This is a genomic window from Brevundimonas sp., from assembly GCF_027484365.1.
GTDB lineage: Bacteria > Pseudomonadota > Alphaproteobacteria > Caulobacterales > Caulobacteraceae > Brevundimonas.
The window spans coordinates 43,297-64,639 of sequence record NZ_JAIXTC010000031.1; the positions used below are offsets into that span (position 1 = coordinate 43,297).

The following is a 21,343-nucleotide window of genomic DNA, read 5'->3' on the forward strand; positions in this document are numbered from 1 at the left end:
CGGGGATGAGCGGATCAGAGCATGAGCAACTTCAACCCGTTCGAGGGCGCCGCCCCGCGCTGGTTCGCCATCCCCGCCCATCGGCCCTTCCTCGAGGATCTGGCCGCCGGCGTGCTCGACTGGCTGGGCGACCGGGCGCCGGAGACCCTGTCCGACGCCACCATCCTCCTGCCCAACCGTCGGGCGGCGCGCGCCTTCACCTCCGCCCTGTCCACGCTGAGCGGGGACCGCCCCGTTCTCCTGCCCCAGGTCCGCCCGCTTGGCGATCTGGAGGAGGACGAGCCGCCCTTCACCCCGGGCGAACTGGGTCTCGACCTGCCGCCCGCCATCGCCCCCCTGACGCGCCGGTTCGAGATGGCGCGGCTGATCGTCGAGCAGCACGACGACAGCCTGTCGCCGATGCGCGCGCTGGAGCTGGCCGACAGCCTCGGCGCCTTCCTCGACTCCTGCCACATCGAGGAGGTCGAGGCGCCCGAGCGGATCGCCACCCTCGTCGAGGAGGACTTCGCCGAGCACTGGCGGAAGTCCGCGCAATTCCTCGGTCTCGCGATCGAGACCTGGCCGGCGCGTCTGGTCGAACTCGGCCTCGTCGACGCCTCGTGGCGGCGGACGAAGCTGCTGCGCCTTCTGGCCGAACGCTGGGACAGTCATCCGCCCCAAGGACCGGTGATCGCCGCCGGTTCGACCGGCACGGTCAAGGCCGCCGCCGACGTGCTGAGGGCTGTGGCCCGGGCGCCCCAGGGCTGCGTCGTCCTTCCCGGCCTCGACCTCGACCTGGGCGAGCCGGCCTGGGAGGCCATTGAGGAACAGCATCCGCAGAGCGCGCTGAAACGGCTGCTCGAACGCGCCGACATCGACCGTGCCGCCGTCCGTCCCTGGTTCCGTCGTCCGACCGCGCCCGCCGTCGAGGCGCGCGGTCTGGCCCGCCAGCGGCTGGTCAACGAAGCCCTGCGCCCCGCCGAGGCCACCGCCGACTGGCGGGCCGAGATCGCCCGGCTGCGCGCCGACGCCGCTGATGCCGGCCAGTCCGCCGACCCCATCGCCCTGGGTCTTGAGGGCCTGTCCGTGGTCGCGACCCGCACCGAGGAGGACGCCGCCGCGACCATCGCCCTGATGATGCGCGAGACGCTGGAGACCCCCGGTCAAACTTGCGCCCTCGTCACCCCCGACCTCGCCCTGGGCCGCCGGGTCGCCGCCCGGCTGGAGCGCTGGGGCATCGTCGCCGACTCATCGTCGGGCGCGACCCTGGACCAGATGCCCGTCGGTGTCCTCGTCGATCTGGCCGCCCGCTTCATCGCCGATCCGCTGAAGCCCCAGACCGTGCTGGCCCTGATCAAGCACGCCCTGACGACCCTGGCCGAGGCCACGCCCCACGCCGTCGCCGAGCTGGAAAAGGTCGCCTTCCGCGGCCCTCGCACCCGCGACTGGACCTGGATCGAGACCCGCCTGATCCAGGCCGCCGAGCCCCGCCGCGACGGTCAGCCGACCTCCGAAACCACCCGTGTCCGCGTCGCCGAGGCGACCGCGCTCGCTGGCCGCCTGCAGGTGCTCGCCGAAATCGCAGCCCTCGGCCGCGCCACCCCGCTGGACCAGGCCGCCCGCAACCTGACCACCCTCGTCGAGGCCCTCGCGGGCGTCGACGTCTGGGCGGGACCGGACGGGGAGGCGGCGGCCTCCCTGCTGTCCCAGCTGATCGAGGGCGGGGCGTCCCTGGGCGAGGTGACCGCTTCCGAGTTTGCCGAACTGGTCGCCGCCCTGCTGCACGACGTCACCGTCCGCACCGGCGGCGCGACCCATCCGTCCCTGCGCATCCTCGGCGCCATCGAGGCCCGTCTGGTCCGGGCCGACCGGATGATCCTGGCCGGGCTGGAGGAAGGAGTCTGGCCGCAGGGCGCGCCGATCGATCCCTTCCTGTCGCGCCCGATGCGCAAGGCCCTCGGCCTGCCTCCGCCCGAGCGCCGCGTCGGCCAGACGGCCCAGGATTTCGTCCAGGCCGCCTGCGCCCCTGAGGCCATCCTCGTCCATTCCGAACGCCGGGGCGGCCAGCCCGCCGTCCGCTCCCGCTGGCTTTGGCGGCTGGATATGCTCACACGGGGCGCCGGGGTGGAGATCGACCGCCCCTCGGAAGCCCTCGCCGCCGCCCGCGCCCTCGACGCCCCGGTCGCTGGTCAGGGTGGGCTCGCCAGACGCCCGGCCCCGATGCCGCCCGTCGACCGTCGCCCGCGTCAGTTGCCCGTCACCGGGGTCGAGCGATGGGTGCGCGACCCCTATGCGGTCTATGCCCGTTACGTGCTGAACCTGCGTCAGCTCGACCGGCCGGGCCAGTCGGCCGAGGCCCTGGCGCGCGGTCAGGCCGTCCACAAGGCGGTCGAGCGGCTGACGCTCGGCTGGCCCGACGTCCTGCCCGACGACTGCGAGGCCGAAATCGCGACCCTGCTGCACGAGGAGCTGACCCACCACGGCTTCGAGGACGCGGCCATGGCGCGCGAGGGCCCGCTGGCCCGCAACAGCGCCCGCTGGCTGGCCGGGTTTGAGCTGCGCCGCCGCGCGCGCGGTATCGAGATCCGTGTCGAGGAGGAGGTCACCATGACCTTCGACGCCCCCGCCGGTCCCTTCACCCTGACGGCCAAGGCGGACCGGATCGAACTGTCCTCGACCGGCGCGGCCATCCTCGATTTCAAGACCGGCGCGGCGCCCTCGGCCAAACAGGTGAAGTCCGGGTTCGCCCCCCAGCTGACCCTGACCGGCGCCATCCTCGCCGAGGCGGGGCTGAAGACCTCCGGCCCCGTCGAGCCGGAGGAGCTGACCTATGTCCGCGTCGTCGGCCGCAAGGTCCCCGGCGAGGCGGCGGTGCGCGCCCAGGGCGCCGAAGCCTCCGACCTGTCGATGGCGGCCCTGGCCGGCCTCAAGGCTCGCGTCGCCCGGTTCGACGACCAGACGACGCCCTATCTCAGCTGGGTCGCGCCCCAGTTCATGGGCAATTTCGGCGGCAACTACGACCACCTCGCCCGGGTCTGGGAATGGGCGGTCGCCGGCGCGGACGGAGACGCCGAATGAGCGCCCCCGACACCTCTGTGCGCATCCTGCCCGACACCGCCCAGATCGCGGCGGCCGACCCGCGTCAGTCGGTCTTCGTCACCGCCAACGCCGGCTCCGGGAAGACCTCGACCCTCGTCGACCGCGTGGCCCGGCTGCTGCTGGAGGAGGTCCAGCCCGGCGAGATCCTGTGCGTCACCTACACCAAGGCCGCCGCCGCCGAGATGCAGGCGCGCCTCTTCGACCGGCTCGGCGCCTGGGCCGTCATGGACGACCGCGCCCTGTCGGCCTCCCTGGCCGACCTCGACGGCCGCGACGCCGCCACCCTGTCCCACGCCGACCTGTCGCGGGCGCGCAAACTGTTCGCCAAGGCGCTCGACACGCCCGGCGGTCTGAAGATCCAGACCCTGCACGCCTTCTGCGAAAAACTGCTGCGGCGCTTCCCGCTGGAGGCCGGCGTCACCCCCGGCTTCACCGTGCTGGAGGATCAGGCGGCCCTTGCCCTGTCCCACGCCGCGCGAGAGGACCTGGCCCGGGCGGCGCTCGCCGACACCGACGGCCGCATCGGCCGCGCCTATGCCCATTTCGCCGTCGAACTCGACTGGGCCAGCTTCGAGAGCCTGCTGGCCCGGATCGAGCAGGATCGCGCCAAACTGATCGCCTACATCGGTCGCGTGGCCGACGGGTCCGCGCCCGGGCCCCACGCCCTCGTCGGCGCCGATCCCGACAGTGACGTCGCGACGATCCAGTCCGACTTCATGCGCTTCCTCGACCGGGGCGAATGGCTGGAGATCGCCGAGCTGATGTCCACCGGTTCGGTCACGGATCAGGGCTGCGCCGACCGCATGTACGCAGCCGACTGGACCTTCCCGGAGGTGTCCTCGGTCTTCCTGACCTCGGGAGCGCCCCGCAAGTCGATGGCCACCAAGTCCGCGCCCACCCACGCGCGCGACTGGCTGACGGCCCTGCAGGATAAGGTCGTCGCCACGCTCGGGGAGGTCCGCAAGGCCCGCGTCGCCGAGGACACCGTTCACGTCCTCACACTGGCCCAGGCCCACGGCGCCTTCTACGATCAGGCCAAGGCCCGGCGCGGCGCCCTCGATTTCGGCGATCTGGTCGCCCGCACGGTCGAACTCCTGACCGTCCGCGCCAACGCCGCCTGGGTCCTCTACAAGCTGGACGGCGGGGTCGAACACGTCCTGATCGACGAGGCCCAGGACACGGCCCCGGAACAGTGGGACATCATCCGCGCCCTGACCGAGGGCTTCTTCTCCGGCGCCGGATCACGCCGCTTCGGGGCCGGCCAGGTTGAGCGCACCGTCTTCGCCGTCGGCGACGAGAAACAGTCGATCTATTCCTTCCAGGGCGCCCGGCCCGAGCGGTTGAACCGCGAGGCCCAGTCCTACGAGACCCTCGTTCGCGGCGCCGGCTTCGCCTACACCGGTGTCGAACTGGCCACCTCCTTCCGCTCGACACCCGAGGTCCTGGGCTTCGTCGATGCGGTGTTCGAAGGTCCTGACCGCACCCGCGCCCTCGTCGGCGAACAGGTCGGCGCCATCCCGGCCCACAAGGCGATGCGCGCCGACGATCAGGGCTGTATCGACCTCTGGCCCCTCTATGAGGACGAGAAGCCGCCCGAGCGCGACGCCTGGGACGATCCCGGCGATCAGGAGCCGGTCCAGGGCGCGCGCAAGCGGATGGCCGCCGACCTCGCACGCGATATCAGACGCCAGGTCGAGACCGGCGTCGCGGTGCAGGACCGCAAGGCCCGCGCCTTGCGTCCCTGCGGCTATGGCGATTTCCTGATCCTGGTCCGCCGCCGTGACGCGACCTTCGAGGAGATCATTCGGGCCCTGAAGGCGGCGGGCGTCCCCGTGGCCGGCGCCGACCGGCTGAAACTGTCGTCGCACATCGCCTTCGACGACCTGATCGCCGTGGCCCGGTTCGCCCTCTACCCCGACGACGACCTCAGCCTCGCCGGGACCTTACGCAGCCCCTTCTGCGACCTGGACGAGGACAGTCTGTTCGACCTCGCCGGGGCCGAGCATCGCAAGGGTCGGCTGTGGTCCGTCCTGCAACGCCGCGCTCCCGAACGGCCTGAGTGGGCGCGAGCGAAGGCGCTGCTCGACTTCGCCATAGACCAGCGCGGCCGCGACCCCTTCGCCTTCTTCGCCGCCCTGCTGAACCGGGTGGACGAGACCGGCCGTTCGGGCCGTGCCCGCATCCTGTCCCGCCTCGGCCGCGAGGCGGAGGAGGCGATCGACGAGACCCTGAACCAGGTGCTGGCCGCCGAACAGCGCGGCGGGCTCGACCTGGAGACGGCCCTGTCGATGCTGGAGGCCGCCGACGTCGAGGTGAAGCGCGAGCTCGAAGGGGCGCGCGGCGAGGTCCGCGTCATGACCGTCCACGGCTCGAAGGGGCTGGAGGCGCCGGTGGTGATCCTGCCCGACACCACGGCCCGGGCGAAGGCCCAGGGGCCGACCCTGATGCCGGTCGAATTCGCCCACGGGACCGAGGCCTGGCTGATGTGCCCGGGCTCGGAGAAGGAGGACTGCGAGGCCTCCGCCGCCGCCCGCGCCATCCGCCAGCAACGGGTCGACGACGAGACCCTGCGCCTCCTCTACGTCGCCCTGACCCGCGCCCGCGACCGGATCGTCATCCTGGGGCGCGGCTCGGGCCGGTCGAAACTGGGCTATGAGGACGGCAGCTGGTGGGCCGTCCTGACCGAGACCTTCGAACGCCTCGGCGGACAGGTCCGCGACATCGGCGACGGCCGCCGCCGCTACGGCGTCGATCCCGAGGTGCTGGGCGCCGACGAGGCCGCCGTCCGATCCGCCGCCGATGTCCCCGCCTGGGCCCGGACCCTGCCGCCGGTTGATCCGTCAGCCCGCTACGTCTCCCCGTCACAGATGGAGGGCGCCAAACGCATCGCCGCCCCGTCCCCGCTCGCCGTCTCATCGACCGGGGAGGGGGCCGCCCTCGGCCGCTTCCGCCGCGGCGACCTGATCCACCTGCTGCTCGAACGCCTGCCCGAGATCGCCGCCGCCGACCGCGCCGGGGCCGCCGCCCGCCTGCTGGCGAAGGAACGCGACCTCTCTGAACCCCAGCGCGCCGAGATGATCGCCGCCGCCTTCCGCGTGCTCGACGACGCCCGTTTCAACGCGGTCTTCGGCCCCGGCTCCCGCGCCGAGATCGCCCTGACCGGGGGCGCTGAGTCCCTGCGCCCCGGCGTCGTCATCAACGGCCGCATCGACCGGCTGGTGGTCACGCCCGACCGGGTCCTCGTCGTCGACTACAAGACCAACCGCCCCGCCCCCGACCGCATCGAGAACGCCGACCCCGCCTACGTCGCCCAGATGGCGACCTATGTCGCGGTCCTGGCCCGGCTCTATCCCGACCGCCCGGTCGAGGCGGCCCTGGTCTGGACCGACGGGCCGAAGCTGATGCCGGTGCCGCAGGGGTTGATGGATGAGGCGTTAGCGGGGTTGAGGTGACAGCCACAGATGCGGGACTGCCACATCTCCGCAACAGGTAGGCAACTGCAGTTCGCTGCTGCATCTAGACGATGGCGGCCATAATCATGGTGATGCCAACTGCTAAGAACGGCAATAGATACCAAGGCACCCCCAAGCCAAGCAGGTGAGCGACTCCGTTGCCTGCTGCAAGAAGGACCGTCCACAAGACTGCACGGCGAAACAAGGAGCTCCAGACGTTCTGCTGTTTTGGCATGAAGACCCTTCGCGAATGGTCAGATCATCTCATGAAGCGTGTCATTGCTGAAGCCCGTTCGGCAGTCGGGCCAGCTCCTCTGTTGCCGGCCAGATATGTACGACGGGTCGGAAGAAGATGTTTTTGCATCTCGGGGTGTCCCTGCTTCCCACCGAAGTGTGGACAGCCTTCCGTTGATTTCCCCCAGAATCGCCCCACATCTCCAAACAACAGAACACCGGGCGCGCCGACGCAGCCCTGAGGAGAGAACTGCAATGGCCACGGTCAAGGTCACCGACGAGAGCTTCGACGCCGACGTGCTGAAATCGTCCACCCCCGTGCTGGTGGACTTCTGGGCGGAGTGGTGCGGCCCCTGCAAGCAGATCGGCCCGGCCCTGGAGCAGATCTCCGACGAACTGGGCGGCCAGGTCACCATCGCCAAGATCAACATCGACGACAGCCCGATGACCCCGTCGAAGCTGGGCGTGAAGGGCATCCCGACCCTGATGCTGTTCAAGGACGGCCAGATGGCCTCGCTCAAGGTCGGCGCCATGCCCAAGGGCAAGATCCTGGAATGGCTCGCCGAGACGGGCATCGCGGCGAAGGCGTAGAGGTAATCCTGCTCCCTCTCGGGGGAGAAGGTGGCAGGCGCAGCCTGACGGATGAGGGGGCTGTGTCCGCCCCCTCGCTCTCGCCGATGCGAGCACTGAAACCGCCCCCTCATCCGAGCCCTTCGGGCCCACCTTCTCCCCCGAGGGGAGAAGGGCTATGGGCTGACGATGTTCACCGCCACCGTCCTGACCATGTTCCCCGAGGCCTTTCCCGGCCCGCTCGGCGTGTCGTTGATCGGCACGGCCTGGCGCGAGAAGGGGCTGTGGGACCTGCAAACGCTGGACATTCGTGACTTTTCCGAAGATAAGCGCGGCTTCCTGGACGACACCCCTGCGGGTGGCGGCCCCGGACAGGTCCTCAAAGCGGACGTGGTGGCCCGGGCTCTAGACAGCCTTTCAGGTCCGCCCCGGCCGCTTTTGTACATGAGCGCACGCGGTCGACCCCTGACGCAGGCGCGAGTCAAGGACTGGGCCAAGGCGGACGGCATCGTCGTCCTCTGTGGCCGGTTCGAGGGGGTGGACCAGCGGGTGCTTGATGCCCGCGGGTTCGAGGAGGTCTCCGTCGGAGACGCGGTCCTGGCCGGTGGCGAGGCGGCGGCGATGGTGGTGATCGAGGCGTGCGTACGACTGATCCCCGGCGTTCTGGGCCAGGCCGAAAGCCTGTCCTCCGAAAGCTTCGAGGACGGTCTTCTTGAGCATCCGCAGTACACGCGACCGCGGACGTTCGAGGGGATCGACATCCCGGAGGTCCTGTTGTCCGGCGACCATCGCAAGATGGCGGCCTGGCGTCAGGAACAAAGGGAAAAGACCACGCAGGAACGCAGACCGGATCTCTGGGACGCGCATCTTGCGACACGACCTGCGGAATCTTCCGCCAAATCCCCCCGTCGAGCTCGCTCGACGGGATCTACTGCGGGGCCTGGCCCCGCCAAATCATAGCTAAAGGGCGCCAAAGCCCGAGGAGAATAGACTATGGCCAACATCCTTCAGACGCTCGAAGCGGAAGAAAAAGCCCGCCTGATCGCCGTTCGCGAGATCCCGAACTTCCAGCCCGGCGACACGCTTCGCGTCAACGTCAAGATCAAGGAAGGCGAGCGCGAACGCGTTCAGGCCTTCGAAGGCGTCTGCATCGCCCGCGCCGGCGGCGGCGTGAACGAGAACTTCACCGTCCGGAAAATCTCCTTCGGCGAGGGCGTCGAGCGCGTCTTCCCGATCCTGTCGCCGAACATCGAGTCGATCGAAGTGAAGCGTCGCGGCGTCGTCCGGCGCGCCAAGCTGTACTACCTGCGCGACCGTCGCGGTAAGTCGGCCCGTATCGCCGAACGCCAGACCGTCCGCCCCGCCAAGGGCGCCGTCGTCCCGGTCACCGGCTCGGCCGACAAGGGCGACGAGGCGTAATTCTGGGGGCTACCGCCCTTCGGGCTACTTGAGCCCCGCTAGCGAAAGGGCCCCGGCGGAAACGCCGGGGCCTTTTTCGTGTAGGTGCGCCTAGCCCGGATGGACGCCGGTGAACTGGTCGGGCCGCAGGAAGCGCCGGGTGAACCGGGCCTCGGCGATCGCGCCGTTGAAATAGTTGACGCGGTTGATGCGCGTCCCGACCGAGGCCCGCCCCGGCCCCTGGGGCGTGAAGGCCAGCGCTGCCTCGCCCTGAAGCTCGCCGTCGACGAATGCGCGATAGGTCGTCCCGTCATAGGTCTGGGCCACGTGAAACCAGCGGCCGACCGGATGGCGACGATCCGGGAACAGCAGCGTCTGATTGTAGGTCGGGCCCTTCACGAAGGTGTCCAGCGCCCATTCCTGGTCGTAGACGCGGATCTCGAACAGGAAGCGTGTCCCGACCGGGGTCTGGCCCGGGATGACGGCCTCGTCGGACTGCAGGTGCAGCCAGCGCTGCTCGAAGGCGCCGCCGTCCGGCCGGAACACCGCTTCGAAGGCGAAGGTCGCGGCGCCGGCCAGGGGATGGCGGCCGATGAACAGGGCGTCGTCCACACCGTCGAACTGCAAGGCGCCACCGGGGGGCGAGGCCGGACCCTCGACGCGCCGGGGCGCGCCCTCGATCGTCAGCGGCGCCCCGAGCCGCTCCAGTTCGCCGAAGCGCCAGACCTCCTGACCCGAGCCGCCGGCCCCGATCAGGGACGCGCAGGCGCCGGTCGCCGTCACGCCCGCCGCCGCCCCGCCTACCAGAAGCTGTCGCCGGTCCATCAGGCTTCCAGCGCCTCGATCAGGTCGCCGATGTTGCGGATGAAGGTCTCGGTCGAGATACACTCCACCGGGAAGTCGGTGAGATAGGGCGAGGTGTCCCACAGATCGCCGACGCGGGTCGTCTGATACTCGCCGCCGGTGACCGCCTGGGGTGACGGGCCCCGGTAGGGGTTGGACGTCGTGGTGAGCGGCGTCGGCCAGTAGCCGCGCGCATTGAGGCTCGCGGCCAGTTCCGCCGCCCGCCCGGCCGCCACCGGACGCGCCCGCCGCCCCTCGGTCGACATGTCCCAGATGCTGACGTCGCGCAGGGTGAAGTATTTCGGCAGTTTAAGCGTGCCCGGCCGAACCTTCAGTGGCGAGGCGGCGATCAGGGCCGCCGGATCCAGCGCGGACGCGGCCTCCAGCTCGACGCGCAGTGCGGCCGTGTCGAGGTTCCGGAAGGAGCCGTAGTGAACGATCAGATTGGTCGGGTTCTCGTCGGCATAGTAGCGGCCGTTGCGGATGTTAGAGCCTCGTCGGTGGATATAGACCGGGGTGTTCGAGCCCTCGAGGATGAAGGTCGGATGGGTCCGGCCCGGGGCGATCAGGGCCTGCGGCGTCTTCACCTGGTCCAGCCAGTCCAGCGCCTCGGGCAGACGGGCCAGGTATTTGCGGTCGCCCGTCAATTTGTAGAAGCCGATCATCGACCGGATGTTCGTCGCCGTCGTGTGGGTGGCGAAGGCTTTCGGCTCGATCGTGCGCGCCGGGGCCGGCTTAAGGGTGTCCGGATAGTGCTGCAGGCCCCAGGCGGGCTGCGGCATCGGCTGCTGGGTGGCGACGAAGATATCCATGCCGCGCTGGATCGCGTCGACCAGGCGGCGGTCGTTCGAGCCGAGCGCCTGGTGGCAGTAGAGCAGGAACTCGATGTTCTCGCCCGCCACGTCGTCGTTGAAGGTGATGTAGGGGGTATAGTCCGGGTTGCCGTGCAGGCCGCCGGCCCCCTCGACGAACGGGAAGCGCTGGGGCCAGCCGCCGTTCGGGTACTGGGCGTCGAGGACGAACTGGATCGCTCTGTCGAGCGGCGCCCGGTATCTGCGCTCGCGCTTCTCCAGATAGACCCGCAGCAGCAGCTGGGAGGCCTCGGCCGTGCCGGCGTCATCGAAGGTGGCGTTGCCGTAGTAGTGCTGGAATTCCTCCAGCCGCCAAGCGTTGCCGCCGATCGTCTCGTACCACTGTTTGAGACTGTCCTCGCCCGCCGTGTCGATGACGTAGTTCCAGCCGCCGCGCGGATGCTGGCCGGCGATCAGGGCGTCGGCGGCGGCCTTGGCGGCGGTGTAGAACTGCTCGTCGCCGGTGGCGTGATAGGCGTCGAGATAGGCGTGGCCCACGGTCGCCGTGCCCGGAGGCTGGACCCAGATCATGGTCGGCGAGGCTTCCAGCTCGCCCCAGCGACGCGAGAAGTCGGGCAGGACGTTCCAGACATAGCCGCCGCCGACGGCGACCTCATTGGCCATGAAGGCCGCGGCGCGCTTCATCGTGGCCACAATGGCGGCGCGGTCCGGCGCGGCGCCCCCTTGAGCCCCTTGCGCGAAGGCGGGGGCCGCACCACCGACCGCCATCAGGGCGGCGCCCGAGGCGAGGACGGCGCGGCGCGACAGGGTCGGCGACATGGGGAACTCCGGATCGTTTCCTAAGGACAGAAGCGCCGGGTCTTGCGCCCGGTCGCCGGGATCATAACCACGATTGACACCGGTTTCCTAGCGCCCGATCACCGCCGGATGTCGAAGCCTTCGGCGGCCATGGCGGCCCGCACCTGGGCCTCGTCGAACAGGTTGAAGTCGCCCGGCACCGAATGCTTCAGGCCCGCCGCCGCGAGACCGAAGGCCAGGGCCTCGTCGTTCGACCAGCCCCTGTAGATGCCGAACAACACGCCCGAGGCGAAGGCGTCCCCGCCGCCGACCCGGTCCACGACCCCGGTCAGGGAGATCGGCGCCGCGTGGTGTTCGCCGTCGCGGGTGATCATGACGGCCGACAGGGTCTGGTCCTGAACGCTGTCGTTGATGCGCAGGGTGCAGCAGATGCGCTCCAGCATCGGCCAGGTCTCGAACGCGACCCTGGCGGCGGCGCGCCGACGCTCGGCCGGATCGGCATGGTCGAACGCCCGACCCAGGACCAGGGCGAAGTCGCGGTCGTCGGCGAAGGCCAGGCTGGAGCCGGCCAGCATCTGGCCCAGGATGCGCGGCGGGTCGCCCGCCCATTCGGCCCAAAGCTTGCCGCGGAAATTGCCGTCGAAACTAACCTTCACCCCCGCTCTGGTCGCGGCGGCGACGGCGGCGAGGGCGGCGGCGGATCCGTTCGGGCCGGTCGCGGGCGTGACGCCCGACAGATGCAGCCACTCGACCCCGTCCAGCAGCGTCGCCCAGTCCAGCGCACCGTCGACATGCTGGACGAAGGCCGAGGCGGCGCGGTCGTAGAGCACTTCCGACGGACGGCGCACGGCGCCCGGCGTCAGGAAATACAGCCCCATCCGGCCCGGTTTGAAGACGATGCCGCGCGTGTCGACGCCGTGTTTGCGGATCTCGTCGCGGGCGGCCTGGCCCAGCGCATTGTCGGGCAGGACGGTGGCCATGGCGGCCGGCGCGCCATAGCGGGCCAGGGACACGGCGACATTGGCCTCCGCCCCGCCGGGGCGGACGGTCAGGCCGGGCGACTGCATCAACAGTTCGCCGTCGTTGGGCGTGAGACGCAGCAGCATCTCGCCGAAGCACAGAATGGACATGGCCGCCAAGCTAACCGGGACCTAGCGAGCGAGCCAGCCGCCATCGACGGGAAGCGTGATGCCCTGGACATAGTCCGACGCCGCCGACGACAGGAAGACCGCCGCCCCGCCGATGTCCGACGGCTGACCCCACCGGCCCGAGGGGATGCGGCCGAGGATTTCCTTCGACCGGACCGGGTCGTCCTGCAGCGCCTGGGTGTTGTCGGTGGCGAAATAGCCCGGCGCGATGGCGTTGGCGTTGACGCCGTGCTTGGCCCACTCGTTGGCCATCAGCTTGGTCAGGCCCGCGACGCCCGACTTGGACGCCGTGTAGGACGGGACCCGGATCCCGCCCTGGAAGGACAGCATCGAGGCCGTGTTGATGATCTTGCCCTTGCGACCGCCGGCGATCATGTCCCGCACCACGGCCTGCGAGAGGAAGAAGACGGACTTCAGATTGACGTTCATGACGTCGTCCCAGTCTTCCTCGGTGAAGTCCACGGCGTCGGCGCGGCGGATGATCCCCGCGTTGTTCACCAGGATGTCGATGGGGCCCAGGGCCTCCTTGGCTTCCTGCACTATGCGCGCGATCGGCTCCATGGAGCCGAGGTCGGCCTGGATCGAGATGGCCTTGACGCCCTTGGCCAGGCACTGGCCGACGGTGTCGTCCGAGGCGCGGCGGGCCACCGAGGCGATGGACGCGCCTGCGTCCGCCAGGGCCAGGGCGATGCCCTGTCCGATGCCGGTGTTGCCGCCCGTGACGACAGCGACCTTGCCCTGCAGGCTGAATGGATTGGTCATGAGGCCCTACTTCAGTTGGCGGACGTCGGGGACGTCCATGTCGGTATAGTCGATTGTCTCGCCGCCCATCGCCCGGATGGGGGTATGCTTCAGTCCCGGCTCGCCCGCCGCGAACCGGCCCGCGATCAGATGGCGGTCGCGGAGATCGTCATTGCCGCCGCCGGCCATCGAAAGCGGATGGGCGGCATGGTATGTCCTGCGATACATGCGGCGATCCTCCCACCAGCGTTGAGGGGCTTGGTAACCGGTGTCAAAACCAGATGCAAATGATCGGGCGAAGGCGTAAAGGCCTCGCATCCATTCCAAGTCTTGCCGAGAGGAACCCCATGAAAATCGCCCTGATCACCGAGAACAGCCAGGCCGCGAAGAACGCGATCATCCACGACGCCCTGACCACGGTGGCCGAGCCCCTGGGCCATCAGGTCTTCAACTACGGCATGTACACGGCCGAGGACAAAGCCTCGCTGACCTATGTCATGAACGGTTTGCTGGCCGGCATCCTGCTGAACTCCGGAGCCGCCGACTTCGTCGTCACCGGCTGCGGCACGGGCATGGGCTCCATGCTGGCCTGCAACGCCATGCCGGGCGTCTTCTGCGGTCTGGTGATCGATCCCACCGACGCCTTCCTGTTCGGCCAGATCAACGACGGCAACGCCATCTCCATGCCCTACGCCAAGGGTTTCGGCTGGGCCGCCGAGCTGAACCTGCAGGACGTCTACAGGAAGCTGTTCGACGGCGAGCGGGGCCTCGGCTATCCCAAGGAGCGCGCCGAGATCATGGCGAAGAACCGCGGCATCCTGAAATCCCTCAAGGCCGTGACCTGCAAGGACATGCTCACGGTGCTGAAGGAGGTCGACCAGGACCTGCTGAAAGCCGCCGTCGCCGGCGAGAAGTTCCAGGAGTATTTCTTCGCCAACGCCACGGACGAGGGCATCCGCGACTACATCAAGGGCGTCGTCGGCGCGAAGGTCGCCGAGCCGGCCTGAGTTACCGCCTCCCTCTCCCGGTGGGAGAGGGCTTGAGGCTCGCAGAGCGCAGCGATGCGCCAGCTGAAAGGGTGAGGGGTTACGCTCTCACCCTGGACGCACCGCAACCCCTCATCCTTCCGCGCAAGTCTGATCGCCCGGACGGGCTCTCAGGCGCTCAAGCCCTCTCCCTCCGGGAGAGGGCTTTTGAGTTTCAGAGTTCCTTCGCCGAATCCCTGACCACCAGGGACGGCCGGACCTCGGGCTGGTTCAGTTTCGCCGGATCCAGCCCGCGCATCGGCGCCAGGAGCTTTTCGGCCGCCATCCGGCCCATGTCGCGGATCGGCAGGCGAACGGACGTCAGATTGGGCCAGACCCGTGACGCCATCGGCAGGTCGTCGTAGCCGACGACGCTCAGGTCACGCGGTATCTCCAGCCCCATGTCGCGGGCGACCTTGAACACCCCGAGGGCCATTTCGTCGTTGCCGGTGAAGATGGCGGTCGGCGGCGGGTCGAGCGTCAGCAGGGTCCTGGCGGCCTCAACGCCCGATTCGAACGTATAGGCTCCGACGGCGACATAGCGGTCGTCCAGCGTCAGCCCCCTTTCGGCCAGGCCTTCGCGGAAGCCGCCGCCGCGCACGGCGCTGGAGCGGAACAGTTCGGGGCCCGAGATGAAGCCGATCCGGCTGTGGCCGAGGTCGGCGAGATGCCGTCCCGCCTCCGCCGCGCCGAGATGGTCGTTGGTCACCAGCATCGATCCGACGTCGTCGAGCGACACGGAGGCGATGCGGACATAGGGACAGTCGAGATCCCGCAGCACGGCGATGACCCTCTCGTCCTCGGACATCGACGGCGGCAGGATCACGCCGAACAGCTTCTGGCGCTCCACGAAGGCGCGGATGTCGGCGACGAGGGTCTCGGAGGTCCGGACACAGGGATGGACGACCAGTTCCAGGCCGGAGCCACGCAGCGCGTCCAGCACCCCCTGCTGCATGTTCACGACGTAGTTCGGGCTCGGGTTGTCGTAGATCAGCCCGACCAGGAAGGACCGCCGGAAGGCGAGGCCGCGCGCCTGCGCATCCGGCGTGAAGCCCAGGTCGTCGATCACCGCATTGACCCGGACGCGGGTCTCTTCGCGCACGAAGGGCGACTGGTTGATCACCCGCGAAACCGTCTTCTTCGACACCGCCGCGATACGCGCCACGTCGTTGATCGTCGGCCGTTTTCCGGGCTTCAGTCCGGCGCGTCCGGATGTCGTATCGTCGTCGGTCAAGCTCGACCTCTTGCTGTGAACCGCCAGTCCTACAACCGGCCGGGCCCGTACGCCATGCCCGACGGCTGATAGACACCGATGTCACCAAGAGCGTTGACACCGGTTTCCTTCCCCTTCAATCATCCTCCAACCGACGGGAAGATCGGCTTCTGGCAAATGACATCGGGACGGCGCGTGACGGGCATTCATCATCATTCGGCGGTCGCGGCATGAGCGCGGCGAACGCCCACGGCCTGAACGACACCGTGTCGGACATCGCCGCGCGGTTCGTCGACGCGCGTCTGTCGAAGACCGGCATGGCGGACTACCCGGGGCGGATTCCGCTGGACATGGCCACCGCCTATGCGACCCAGGAAGTCGCCATCAGCCTTTTCCCGGACGAGATCGTCGGCTGGAAGGTCGGCATGGTGCCGCCGCCGCAGCAGTCTGCCCTGGGCATTCACCGTCTGGCCGGCCCGATCTTCCGACGCAACTTCTGGACCCCGTCGGCCGAACCCACGCCCCTGCCGGAGATCGAGGGCGGTTTCGCCGCCGTTGAAGCCGAGTTCGTCGCCCGCATGGGTCCGGTCGACCCGTCAAAGCTGGAATGGACGCTGGAAGAGGCCACCGCGGCCGTCGCCGGTCTGCACATCGGCGTCGAACTCGCCGGTAGTCCGCTGACCACGATCAACGACCTGGGCTCCGCTGTGGTCGCTTCCGACTTCGGCAACAACGGCGGCCTCATCCTGGGCGCAGAGATTGAGGACTGGGCCGCGCGTCTGCCAGGCATCGAGGTCGAGACCCGTATCGATGGTCAGGTCATCGGCACAGGCAAAGCCGAGTCCATTCCACGCGGCGTTCTGGAATCGGTGCGTTTTCTGCTCGAGAATCTGGCTCGCCGCGGGCGCCCCGCAACGGAAGGGACGCTGGTTTCGACCGGCGCCGTCACAGGGGTCCACCGGGTTCATGCCGGAGCCAGGGCCATCTGCGCCTTCTCGGGCGTGGGGGAAATCCATTGCTCGGTCGTAAGGGCCGAGGCGTAAACAACCGTTGAGCCAGAACCCGTCGCGCCGCTCACGGTGACAAGACGGGTCAGGGTTCGCAAAAGAGGGACGGGTCCATGACAGACGCCACTGCGAACAAGGTCGAACCGATCCAGATCCAGCCGCCGGCGGGCAAGTACCGCTGGGTCGTGGTCTGGCTGCTGTTCGCGGCCATGGTCATCAACTACGTCGACCGTCAGGCGCTGGGCGTCCTGAAGCCGACCCTGATGGATGAGTTCGGCTGGACCGAGACCAACTATGCCGACATCGTATTCTGGTTCCAGGCCTCATACGCCGTCTCCTACCTGCTGTGGGGGCGTATCGTGGACAAGATCGGGGCCCGCTGGGGCTTCGGCCTCGCCTTCATCATCTGGCAGATCGCCTTCATCGCCCACGCGGGCATCCGCAGCCTGAACACGGCCATCTTCGCCCGGGTCGCCCTGGGCATCGGCGAGGGCGGCGGCTTCCCCGCCGGCATCAAGGCGGTGACCGAGTGGTTCCCCAAGAAGGAACGCGCATTCGCCGTCGGCATCTTCAACGCCGGCACCAATATCGGCGCGATCATCACGCCTCTGATCATCCCCTTCATCGCCTCGATCTGGCTGGGCACGGTCGCCGAACCCAACTGGCAGATGGCGTTGATCATCGTCGGCGCCGCAGGCTTCATCTGGGTGCCGATCTGGTTCGCCGTCTACAAGCGTCCGGGTGAGCACAGCCGCGTCACCCCGGCCGAGCTGAACTGGATCGCCCAGGACGCGCCCGATCCCGTGCACAAGGTCGGCTGGCTGAAGCTGCTCACGGTCAAGGAAACCTGGGCCTATGCGCTCGGCAAATTCCTTATCGATCCGATCTGGTGGTTCTTCCTGTTCTGGCTGCCGGGCTTCCTGCAGAAGCAGTATGACCTCAACATCCTGACCTTCGGCCCGCCGTTGATCGCCATCTATCTGCTGAGCGACGTGGGGTCGGTGGGCGGCGGCTGGCTGTCCAGCCAGTTCCTGAAGCGCGGCATGAGCCTGAACGCGGCGCGCAAGCTGACCATGCTGATCTGCGCCATCGCCGTGCTGCCCGTCGCCTTCGCCGGCATGGCCGCCAACCTGTGGGTCGCAGTGCTGATCATCGGCATAGCGACTGCGGCGCACCAGGGCTTCTCGGCCAATCTCTACGCCATGCCGGGTGACGTCTTCCCGCGCTCGGCGGTGGGCTCGGTGGTCGGTATCGGCGGCATGATCGGCGGCTTCGGCGGCATGGCCATGGCCAAATACGCGGGCTACGTCCTGGACAAGATCGGCAGTTACACGCCCATCTTCATCGTCGCGGCCTCTGCCTATCTGGTGGCCCTGCTGGTGATCCACCTCCTGTCGCCGCGCTACGAGCCGGCCAAGGTCTGAAACTGGCCGGACTGGACGGATCAGGGCGGGAGTCGCAATAGAGCGGCTCTCGCCTTTTTTCGGAGTCCGCATGTCCCAGCCCTTCCCGATCCCGACGCCCGCCGACTGGCGCGCCGAGGCCGAGAAGGCGCTGAAGGGCAAACCGGTGGAGGGGCTTGTCCATCTTGATGCCGACCATCTGACCACCCGTCCGCTGTACGGCCGCGCCAATGCGACGGAGGCGGTGTTCGCGCCCCGGACCTCCGATGCCGACGGCCGGGCCTGGGACCTGCGCACCCAGGTCGAGGGCGATGAACCCGAGGTCGTCAATGCGGCGGTCCTCGCTGACCTCGAAGGCGGCGCGGCCTCGGTCATTCTGTCGGGATCGGTTCTCGCCGATTCCGAGCCGCTCGGCCGGGCGCTGAACGGAGCCGCCCTGGAACTGGCGCCCGTCGGCCTCGATGCCGGCCTTTCAGGTCCGGACGCCGCCAACGCCCTGGCCGTCGTCGCCAAGGGCTCCCCGCGCGCGAAACTGATGTTCCACATGGATCCACTGACGGCCTTCGCCGCGACAGGCGGATCGCCGCGCGCGATCGGGGAGCACCTCAGCCTCGCCGCCAACACCGCCGCCCGCCACGCCGGCGCCTATTCCGAAGCGACCTTCTTCCTCGCCACCGGCCGCGCCGCCCACGAGGCCGGCGGGTCCCACGGCCAGGAACTGGGCTTCGCCGCCGCTGCCGCCGTGGCCGTCCTCAAGGCCGCCGTCGAGGCCGACCTGCCGATCGACCGGGCGCTGGCCGGCACTGTGCTCGGCGTCAGTGTCGATGCCGAATATTTCGATAGCCTGGCCAAGGTTCGGGCGCTCCGCCTGATCTGGCGCTCGATCGCCTCCGCCTACGGGCACGACACGCCCGCCCGGATCGAGGCCCGGTCCTCGCGCCGCATGCTGGCGGCCAGGGACCCCTGGCCCAACCTGCTGCGCCTGACCGCCGCCGGCTTCGCCGGCGCCGTCGGCGGCGCCGACGCCGTGGTGCTGGACGGCTTCAGCCGCGCTGTCGGTCGTCCCGATGCCTTCGCCCGGCGTCAGGCGCGCAATACCCAGTTGATCCTGATGGAAGAGGCCCACATTGGCCGGGTCGCCGATCCGGCCGCCGGCTCCTGGTTCCTCGACCACCGCACCCGGGACCTCGCCGAGGCCGGCTGGGCCGAGTTCCAGCGCATCGAACGCGAGGGGGGCATTGTCGCCTCCCTGCGCGCCGGCGCCCTGCAGCAGCGCATCGCTGCCTCCCGCGCCGCCGGCAAGGCCGCCCTGTCCGAAGGCGGCGGCCAGAGGGTCGGCGTGACGAAGTTCGTGGACGCTGACGTGCGCTCCGTCACGGTCGAACCGTCGACAGCCTCCGTCCCGGGACACGGCGGCGACGCGTGTCCGCCGCTCACACCGTTGCGCTGGGCCGAGGCCTTCGAGGGAGACGCGGCATGACCATCCCCGATTTCACCAAGGTCCCCCTCGACCTGTCGCCGCTGGACGGAGCCCTCGACCGCGCCCCGATCCGCACGCCCGAAGGCATCGACATCGCGGCCGCCTATGACGCCGGGGACATAGCAGGCCTGACATTCACCGACGGCCTGCCCGGCTTCGCGCCCTTCGTGCGGGGGCCCTATCCGACCATGTATGCGTCCAACCCCTGGACCGTCCGCCAGTACGCCGGCTTCTCGACCGCCGAGGCCTCCAACGCCTTCTACCGTCGCAACCTCGCGGCCGGTCAGAAGGGGCTGTCGATCGCCTTCGACCTGGCCACCCACCGGGGCTACGACAGTGACCACCCGCGCGTCGCCGGCGATGTCGGCATGGCGGGTGTCGCCATCGATTCTATCCTCGACATGCGGACCCTGTTCGACGGCATTCCGCTCGACCAGATGTCGGTGTCGATGACCATGAACGGCGCCGTCCTGCCGATTCTGGCCCTCTATGTCGTGGCGGCCGAGGAGCAGGGTGTCGAGCACAAGGCCCTGACCGGGACCATACAGAACGATATCCTCAAGGAGTTCATGGTCCGGAACACCTACATCTATCCGCCCGGGCCCTCGATGCGGATCATCGCCGACATCTTCGCCTGGACGGCGCAGGAGACGCCGAAGTTCAACTCCATCTCGATCAGCGGCTACCACATGCAGGAGGCCGGGGCCTCGGCCGACCTCGAGCTGGCCTACACCCTGTCCGACGGGCTGGAATACATCCGTGCCGGGGTCGCCGCAGGCATGGACGTCGACCGGTTCGCGCCGCGCCTGAGCTTCTTCTGGGCCATCGGCATGGACTATTTCATGGAGGTGGCCAAGCTGCGCGCCGGTCGCCTGCTCTGGGCCGAGGCGGTGCAGGCCGAGTTCGCGCCGAAGGATTCACGCAGTCTGTCGCTGCGGGCCCACTGCCAGACCTCGGGCTGGTCGCTGGCGGCCCAGGACGTGTTCAATAACGTGCCCCGCACCATGGTCGAAGCGATGGCTGCGGCGGGCGGCCAGACCCAGAGCCTGCACACCAATTCGCTGGATGAGGCCCTGGCCTTGCCGACGGACTTTTCGGCCCGGATCGCCCGCAACACCCAGCTGCTGCTGCAGCTCGAGACCGGTCTGACGAAGGTCATCGACCCCTGGGGCGGCAGCTTCTTCGTCGAACGCCTGACCCACGAACTGGCGGAGCGCGCCCGCGCCCACATGGCTGAGGTCCGCGAACTGGGCGGCATGGCGAAGGCCATCGAGGCCGGCCTGCCCAAGTTGCGGATCGAGGAGGCCGCGGCGCGGACCCAGGCGCGGATCGACACCGGCCAGCAGACCGTCGTTGGCGTGAACCGCTATCTCAATGACACCCCGGACGACATTCCGGTGCTGAAAGTCGACAACGCGGCCGTCCTCGCCGCCCAGATCGAGAAGCTGAAACGTCTCCGCGCTGAACGCGACGAGGCGAAATGCCAGGCCGCTCTCAAGGCCCTGACCGAAGGCGCTCAGGGCTCGGAGAACCTGCTCGAACTCTGCGTCCGGGCCGGTCGCGCCCATGCCACGGTCGGCGAGATGTCGGACGCTCTGGAGGCCGCCTTCGGTCGTCACGTCGCCACGGTGAAGACCGTCTCGGGCGTCTATGCCCGCGAGGCCGGCAAGGACCCGAAGATCAGCCGTGCCCGCGACATGGTCGCCGCCTTCGTCGAGAACGACGGCGGCCCGCCGCGCATCCTGATCGCCAAGCTCGGCCAGGACGGCCACGACCGGGGTCAGAAGGTCGTCGCCACCGCCTATGGCGACCTCGGCCTCGACGCCGTCGCCGGGCCCCTGTTCCAGACGCCCGCCGAAGCGGCGCGCGACGCCGTTGCCAACAATGTCCATGTGGTCGGTGCCTCGTCGCTTGCGGCCGGTCACCTGACGCTGGTCCCAGCGCTCAAGGCCGAACTGGAGAAGCTGGGGCGGCCCGACATCATGATCACCGTCGGCGGCGTCATCCCGCCCGGCGACGTCCAGACCCTGATCGACATGGGGGCCGCCGCCGTCTACCCGCCCGGTTCGGTCATCGCCGACACGGCCATCGACCTGATCGAGAAGCTGAACCAGCGGCTGGGCTACGCGCAGAAGGCCTGA

The 21,343-nt window shown here is 69.1% G+C and carries 16 protein-coding genes; 10 read left to right on the forward strand and 6 right to left on the reverse strand.

What is annotated here, in order from left to right:
- The first annotated feature begins 21 nt into the window (after positions 1-21).
- The 5 genes from addB (at position 22) to rplS (ending at position 8,753) form a co-directional block, all read left to right on the forward strand.
- Complete coding sequence (gene addB, locus Q0044_RS16475) at positions 22-3,057, forward strand: double-strand break repair protein AddB (protein ID WP_298163588.1); 3,036 nt, start codon at positions 22-24, stop codon at positions 3,055-3,057.
- Positions 3,054-6,530 (forward strand): double-strand break repair helicase AddA, encoded by a 3,477-nt coding sequence (gene addA, locus Q0044_RS16480; protein ID WP_298163589.1) that lies wholly within the window; start codon positions 3,054-3,056, stop codon positions 6,528-6,530. The genes addB and addA overlap by 4 nt, the downstream gene beginning before the upstream one ends.
- 489 nt (positions 6,531-7,019) lie before the next feature.
- On the forward strand, positions 7,020-7,355 hold the full coding sequence (gene trxA, locus Q0044_RS16485) for a thioredoxin (protein ID WP_298163590.1): 336 nt from the start codon (positions 7,020-7,022) through the stop codon (positions 7,353-7,355).
- Between the two features lie 168 nt (positions 7,356-7,523).
- The gene (gene trmD / locus Q0044_RS16490; protein ID WP_298163591.1) at positions 7,524-8,294 is read left to right on the forward strand and encodes a tRNA (guanosine(37)-N1)-methyltransferase TrmD; all 771 of its coding nucleotides are present in this window, start codon (positions 7,524-7,526) and stop codon (positions 8,292-8,294) included.
- A 33-nt stretch (positions 8,295-8,327) separates the two neighbouring features.
- Complete coding sequence (rplS, locus tag Q0044_RS16495) at positions 8,328-8,753, forward strand: 50S ribosomal protein L19 (protein ID WP_298163592.1); 426 nt, start codon at positions 8,328-8,330, stop codon at positions 8,751-8,753.
- 90 nt (positions 8,754-8,843) lie between these two features.
- Here rplS and Q0044_RS16500 read toward each other — a convergent pair whose 3' ends face one another.
- The 5 genes from Q0044_RS16500 to Q0044_RS16520 all read right to left on the reverse strand — a co-directional run bounded on the left by Q0044_RS16500 (position 8,844) and on the right by Q0044_RS16520 (position 13,302).
- The gene (locus tag Q0044_RS16500; RefSeq protein ID WP_298163593.1) at positions 8,844-9,557 is read right to left on the reverse strand and encodes a LamG-like jellyroll fold domain-containing protein; all 714 of its coding nucleotides are present in this window, start codon (positions 9,555-9,557) and stop codon (positions 8,844-8,846) included.
- Entirely contained in the window at positions 9,557-11,206 is a 1,650-nt protein-coding gene (locus tag Q0044_RS16505; RefSeq protein WP_298163595.1) for a pectate lyase, read from the reverse strand. Before Q0044_RS16505 ends, Q0044_RS16500 begins: the two co-directional genes overlap by 1 nt.
- Before the next feature lie 98 nt (positions 11,207-11,304).
- Positions 11,305-12,315, reverse strand: a complete 1,011-nt coding sequence (locus tag Q0044_RS16510) for a sugar kinase (protein ID WP_298163596.1) — start codon at positions 12,313-12,315, stop codon at positions 11,305-11,307.
- Between the two features lie 21 nt (positions 12,316-12,336).
- Positions 12,337-13,095: a 2-dehydro-3-deoxy-D-gluconate 5-dehydrogenase KduD gene (kduD, locus tag Q0044_RS16515; protein WP_298163597.1), complete on the reverse strand. Its 759-nt coding sequence runs from the start codon at positions 13,093-13,095 to the stop codon at positions 12,337-12,339.
- A gap of 6 nt (positions 13,096-13,101) precedes the next feature.
- Complete coding sequence (locus Q0044_RS16520; RefSeq protein ID WP_298163599.1) at positions 13,102-13,302, reverse strand: hypothetical protein; 201 nt, start codon at positions 13,300-13,302, stop codon at positions 13,102-13,104.
- A 119-nt stretch (positions 13,303-13,421) separates the two neighbouring features.
- On the opposite strand from Q0044_RS16520, the gene Q0044_RS16525 reads away from it, so the two are divergent.
- A complete protein-coding gene (locus Q0044_RS16525; RefSeq protein WP_298163600.1) occupies positions 13,422-14,081 on the forward strand; it encodes an RpiB/LacA/LacB family sugar-phosphate isomerase in 660 nt (219 codons plus the stop codon).
- 193 nt (positions 14,082-14,274) lie between these two features.
- Here Q0044_RS16525 and Q0044_RS16530 read toward each other — a convergent pair whose 3' ends face one another.
- Positions 14,275-15,333: a LacI family DNA-binding transcriptional regulator gene (locus Q0044_RS16530; protein ID WP_298163605.1), complete on the reverse strand. Its 1,059-nt coding sequence runs from the start codon at positions 15,331-15,333 to the stop codon at positions 14,275-14,277.
- 209 nt (positions 15,334-15,542) lie between these two features.
- Between Q0044_RS16530 and Q0044_RS16535 the strand changes: the two genes are divergently transcribed.
- The 4 genes from Q0044_RS16535 (at position 15,543) to scpA (ending at position 21,343) form a co-directional block, all read left to right on the forward strand.
- Positions 15,543-16,355, forward strand: a complete 813-nt coding sequence (locus Q0044_RS16535) for a 2-keto-4-pentenoate hydratase (RefSeq protein ID WP_298163606.1) — start codon at positions 15,543-15,545, stop codon at positions 16,353-16,355.
- Between the two features lie 77 nt (positions 16,356-16,432).
- On the forward strand, positions 16,433-17,743 hold the full coding sequence (locus Q0044_RS16540) for an MFS transporter (RefSeq protein ID WP_298163607.1): 1,311 nt from the start codon (positions 16,433-16,435) through the stop codon (positions 17,741-17,743).
- A 70-nt stretch (positions 17,744-17,813) separates the two neighbouring features.
- Positions 17,814-19,202 (forward strand): methylmalonyl-CoA mutase family protein, encoded by a 1,389-nt coding sequence (locus Q0044_RS16545; RefSeq protein ID WP_298163608.1) that lies wholly within the window; start codon positions 17,814-17,816, stop codon positions 19,200-19,202.
- Entirely contained in the window at positions 19,199-21,343 is a 2,145-nt protein-coding gene (gene scpA, locus Q0044_RS16550) for a methylmalonyl-CoA mutase (protein ID WP_298163609.1), read from the forward strand. Before Q0044_RS16545 ends, scpA begins: the two co-directional genes overlap by 4 nt.

Excerpts from the sequence above, each read along its gene's own strand:
- addB (WP_298163588.1), top strand. The coding sequence starts at position 22 with ATGAGCAACTTCAACCCGTTCGAGGGCGCCGCCCCGCGCTGGTTCGCC.
- addA (WP_298163589.1), top strand. The coding sequence starts at position 3,054 with ATGAGCGCCCCCGACACCTCTGTGCGCATCCTGCCCGACACCGCCCAG.
- trxA (WP_298163590.1), top strand. The coding sequence starts at position 7,020 with ATGGCCACGGTCAAGGTCACCGACGAGAGCTTCGACGCCGACGTGCTG.
- trmD (WP_298163591.1), top strand. The coding sequence starts at position 7,524 with ATGTTCACCGCCACCGTCCTGACCATGTTCCCCGAGGCCTTTCCCGGC.
- rplS (WP_298163592.1), top strand. The coding sequence starts at position 8,328 with ATGGCCAACATCCTTCAGACGCTCGAAGCGGAAGAAAAAGCCCGCCTG.
- Q0044_RS16500 (WP_298163593.1), bottom strand. The coding sequence starts at position 9,557 with ATGGACCGGCGACAGCTTCTGGTAGGCGGGGCGGCGGCGGGCGTGACG.
- Q0044_RS16505 (WP_298163595.1), bottom strand. The coding sequence starts at position 11,206 with ATGTCGCCGACCCTGTCGCGCCGCGCCGTCCTCGCCTCGGGCGCCGCC.
- Q0044_RS16510 (WP_298163596.1), bottom strand. The coding sequence starts at position 12,315 with ATGTCCATTCTGTGCTTCGGCGAGATGCTGCTGCGTCTCACGCCCAAC.
- kduD (WP_298163597.1), bottom strand. The coding sequence starts at position 13,095 with ATGACCAATCCATTCAGCCTGCAGGGCAAGGTCGCTGTCGTCACGGGC.
- Q0044_RS16520 (WP_298163599.1), bottom strand. The coding sequence starts at position 13,302 with ATGTATCGCAGGACATACCATGCCGCCCATCCGCTTTCGATGGCCGGC.
- Q0044_RS16525 (WP_298163600.1), top strand. The coding sequence starts at position 13,422 with ATGAAAATCGCCCTGATCACCGAGAACAGCCAGGCCGCGAAGAACGCG.
- Q0044_RS16535 (WP_298163606.1), top strand. The coding sequence starts at position 15,543 with ATGAGCGCGGCGAACGCCCACGGCCTGAACGACACCGTGTCGGACATC.
- Q0044_RS16540 (WP_298163607.1), top strand. The coding sequence starts at position 16,433 with ATGACAGACGCCACTGCGAACAAGGTCGAACCGATCCAGATCCAGCCG.
- Q0044_RS16545 (WP_298163608.1), top strand. The coding sequence starts at position 17,814 with ATGTCCCAGCCCTTCCCGATCCCGACGCCCGCCGACTGGCGCGCCGAG.
- scpA (WP_298163609.1), top strand. The coding sequence starts at position 19,199 with ATGACCATCCCCGATTTCACCAAGGTCCCCCTCGACCTGTCGCCGCTG.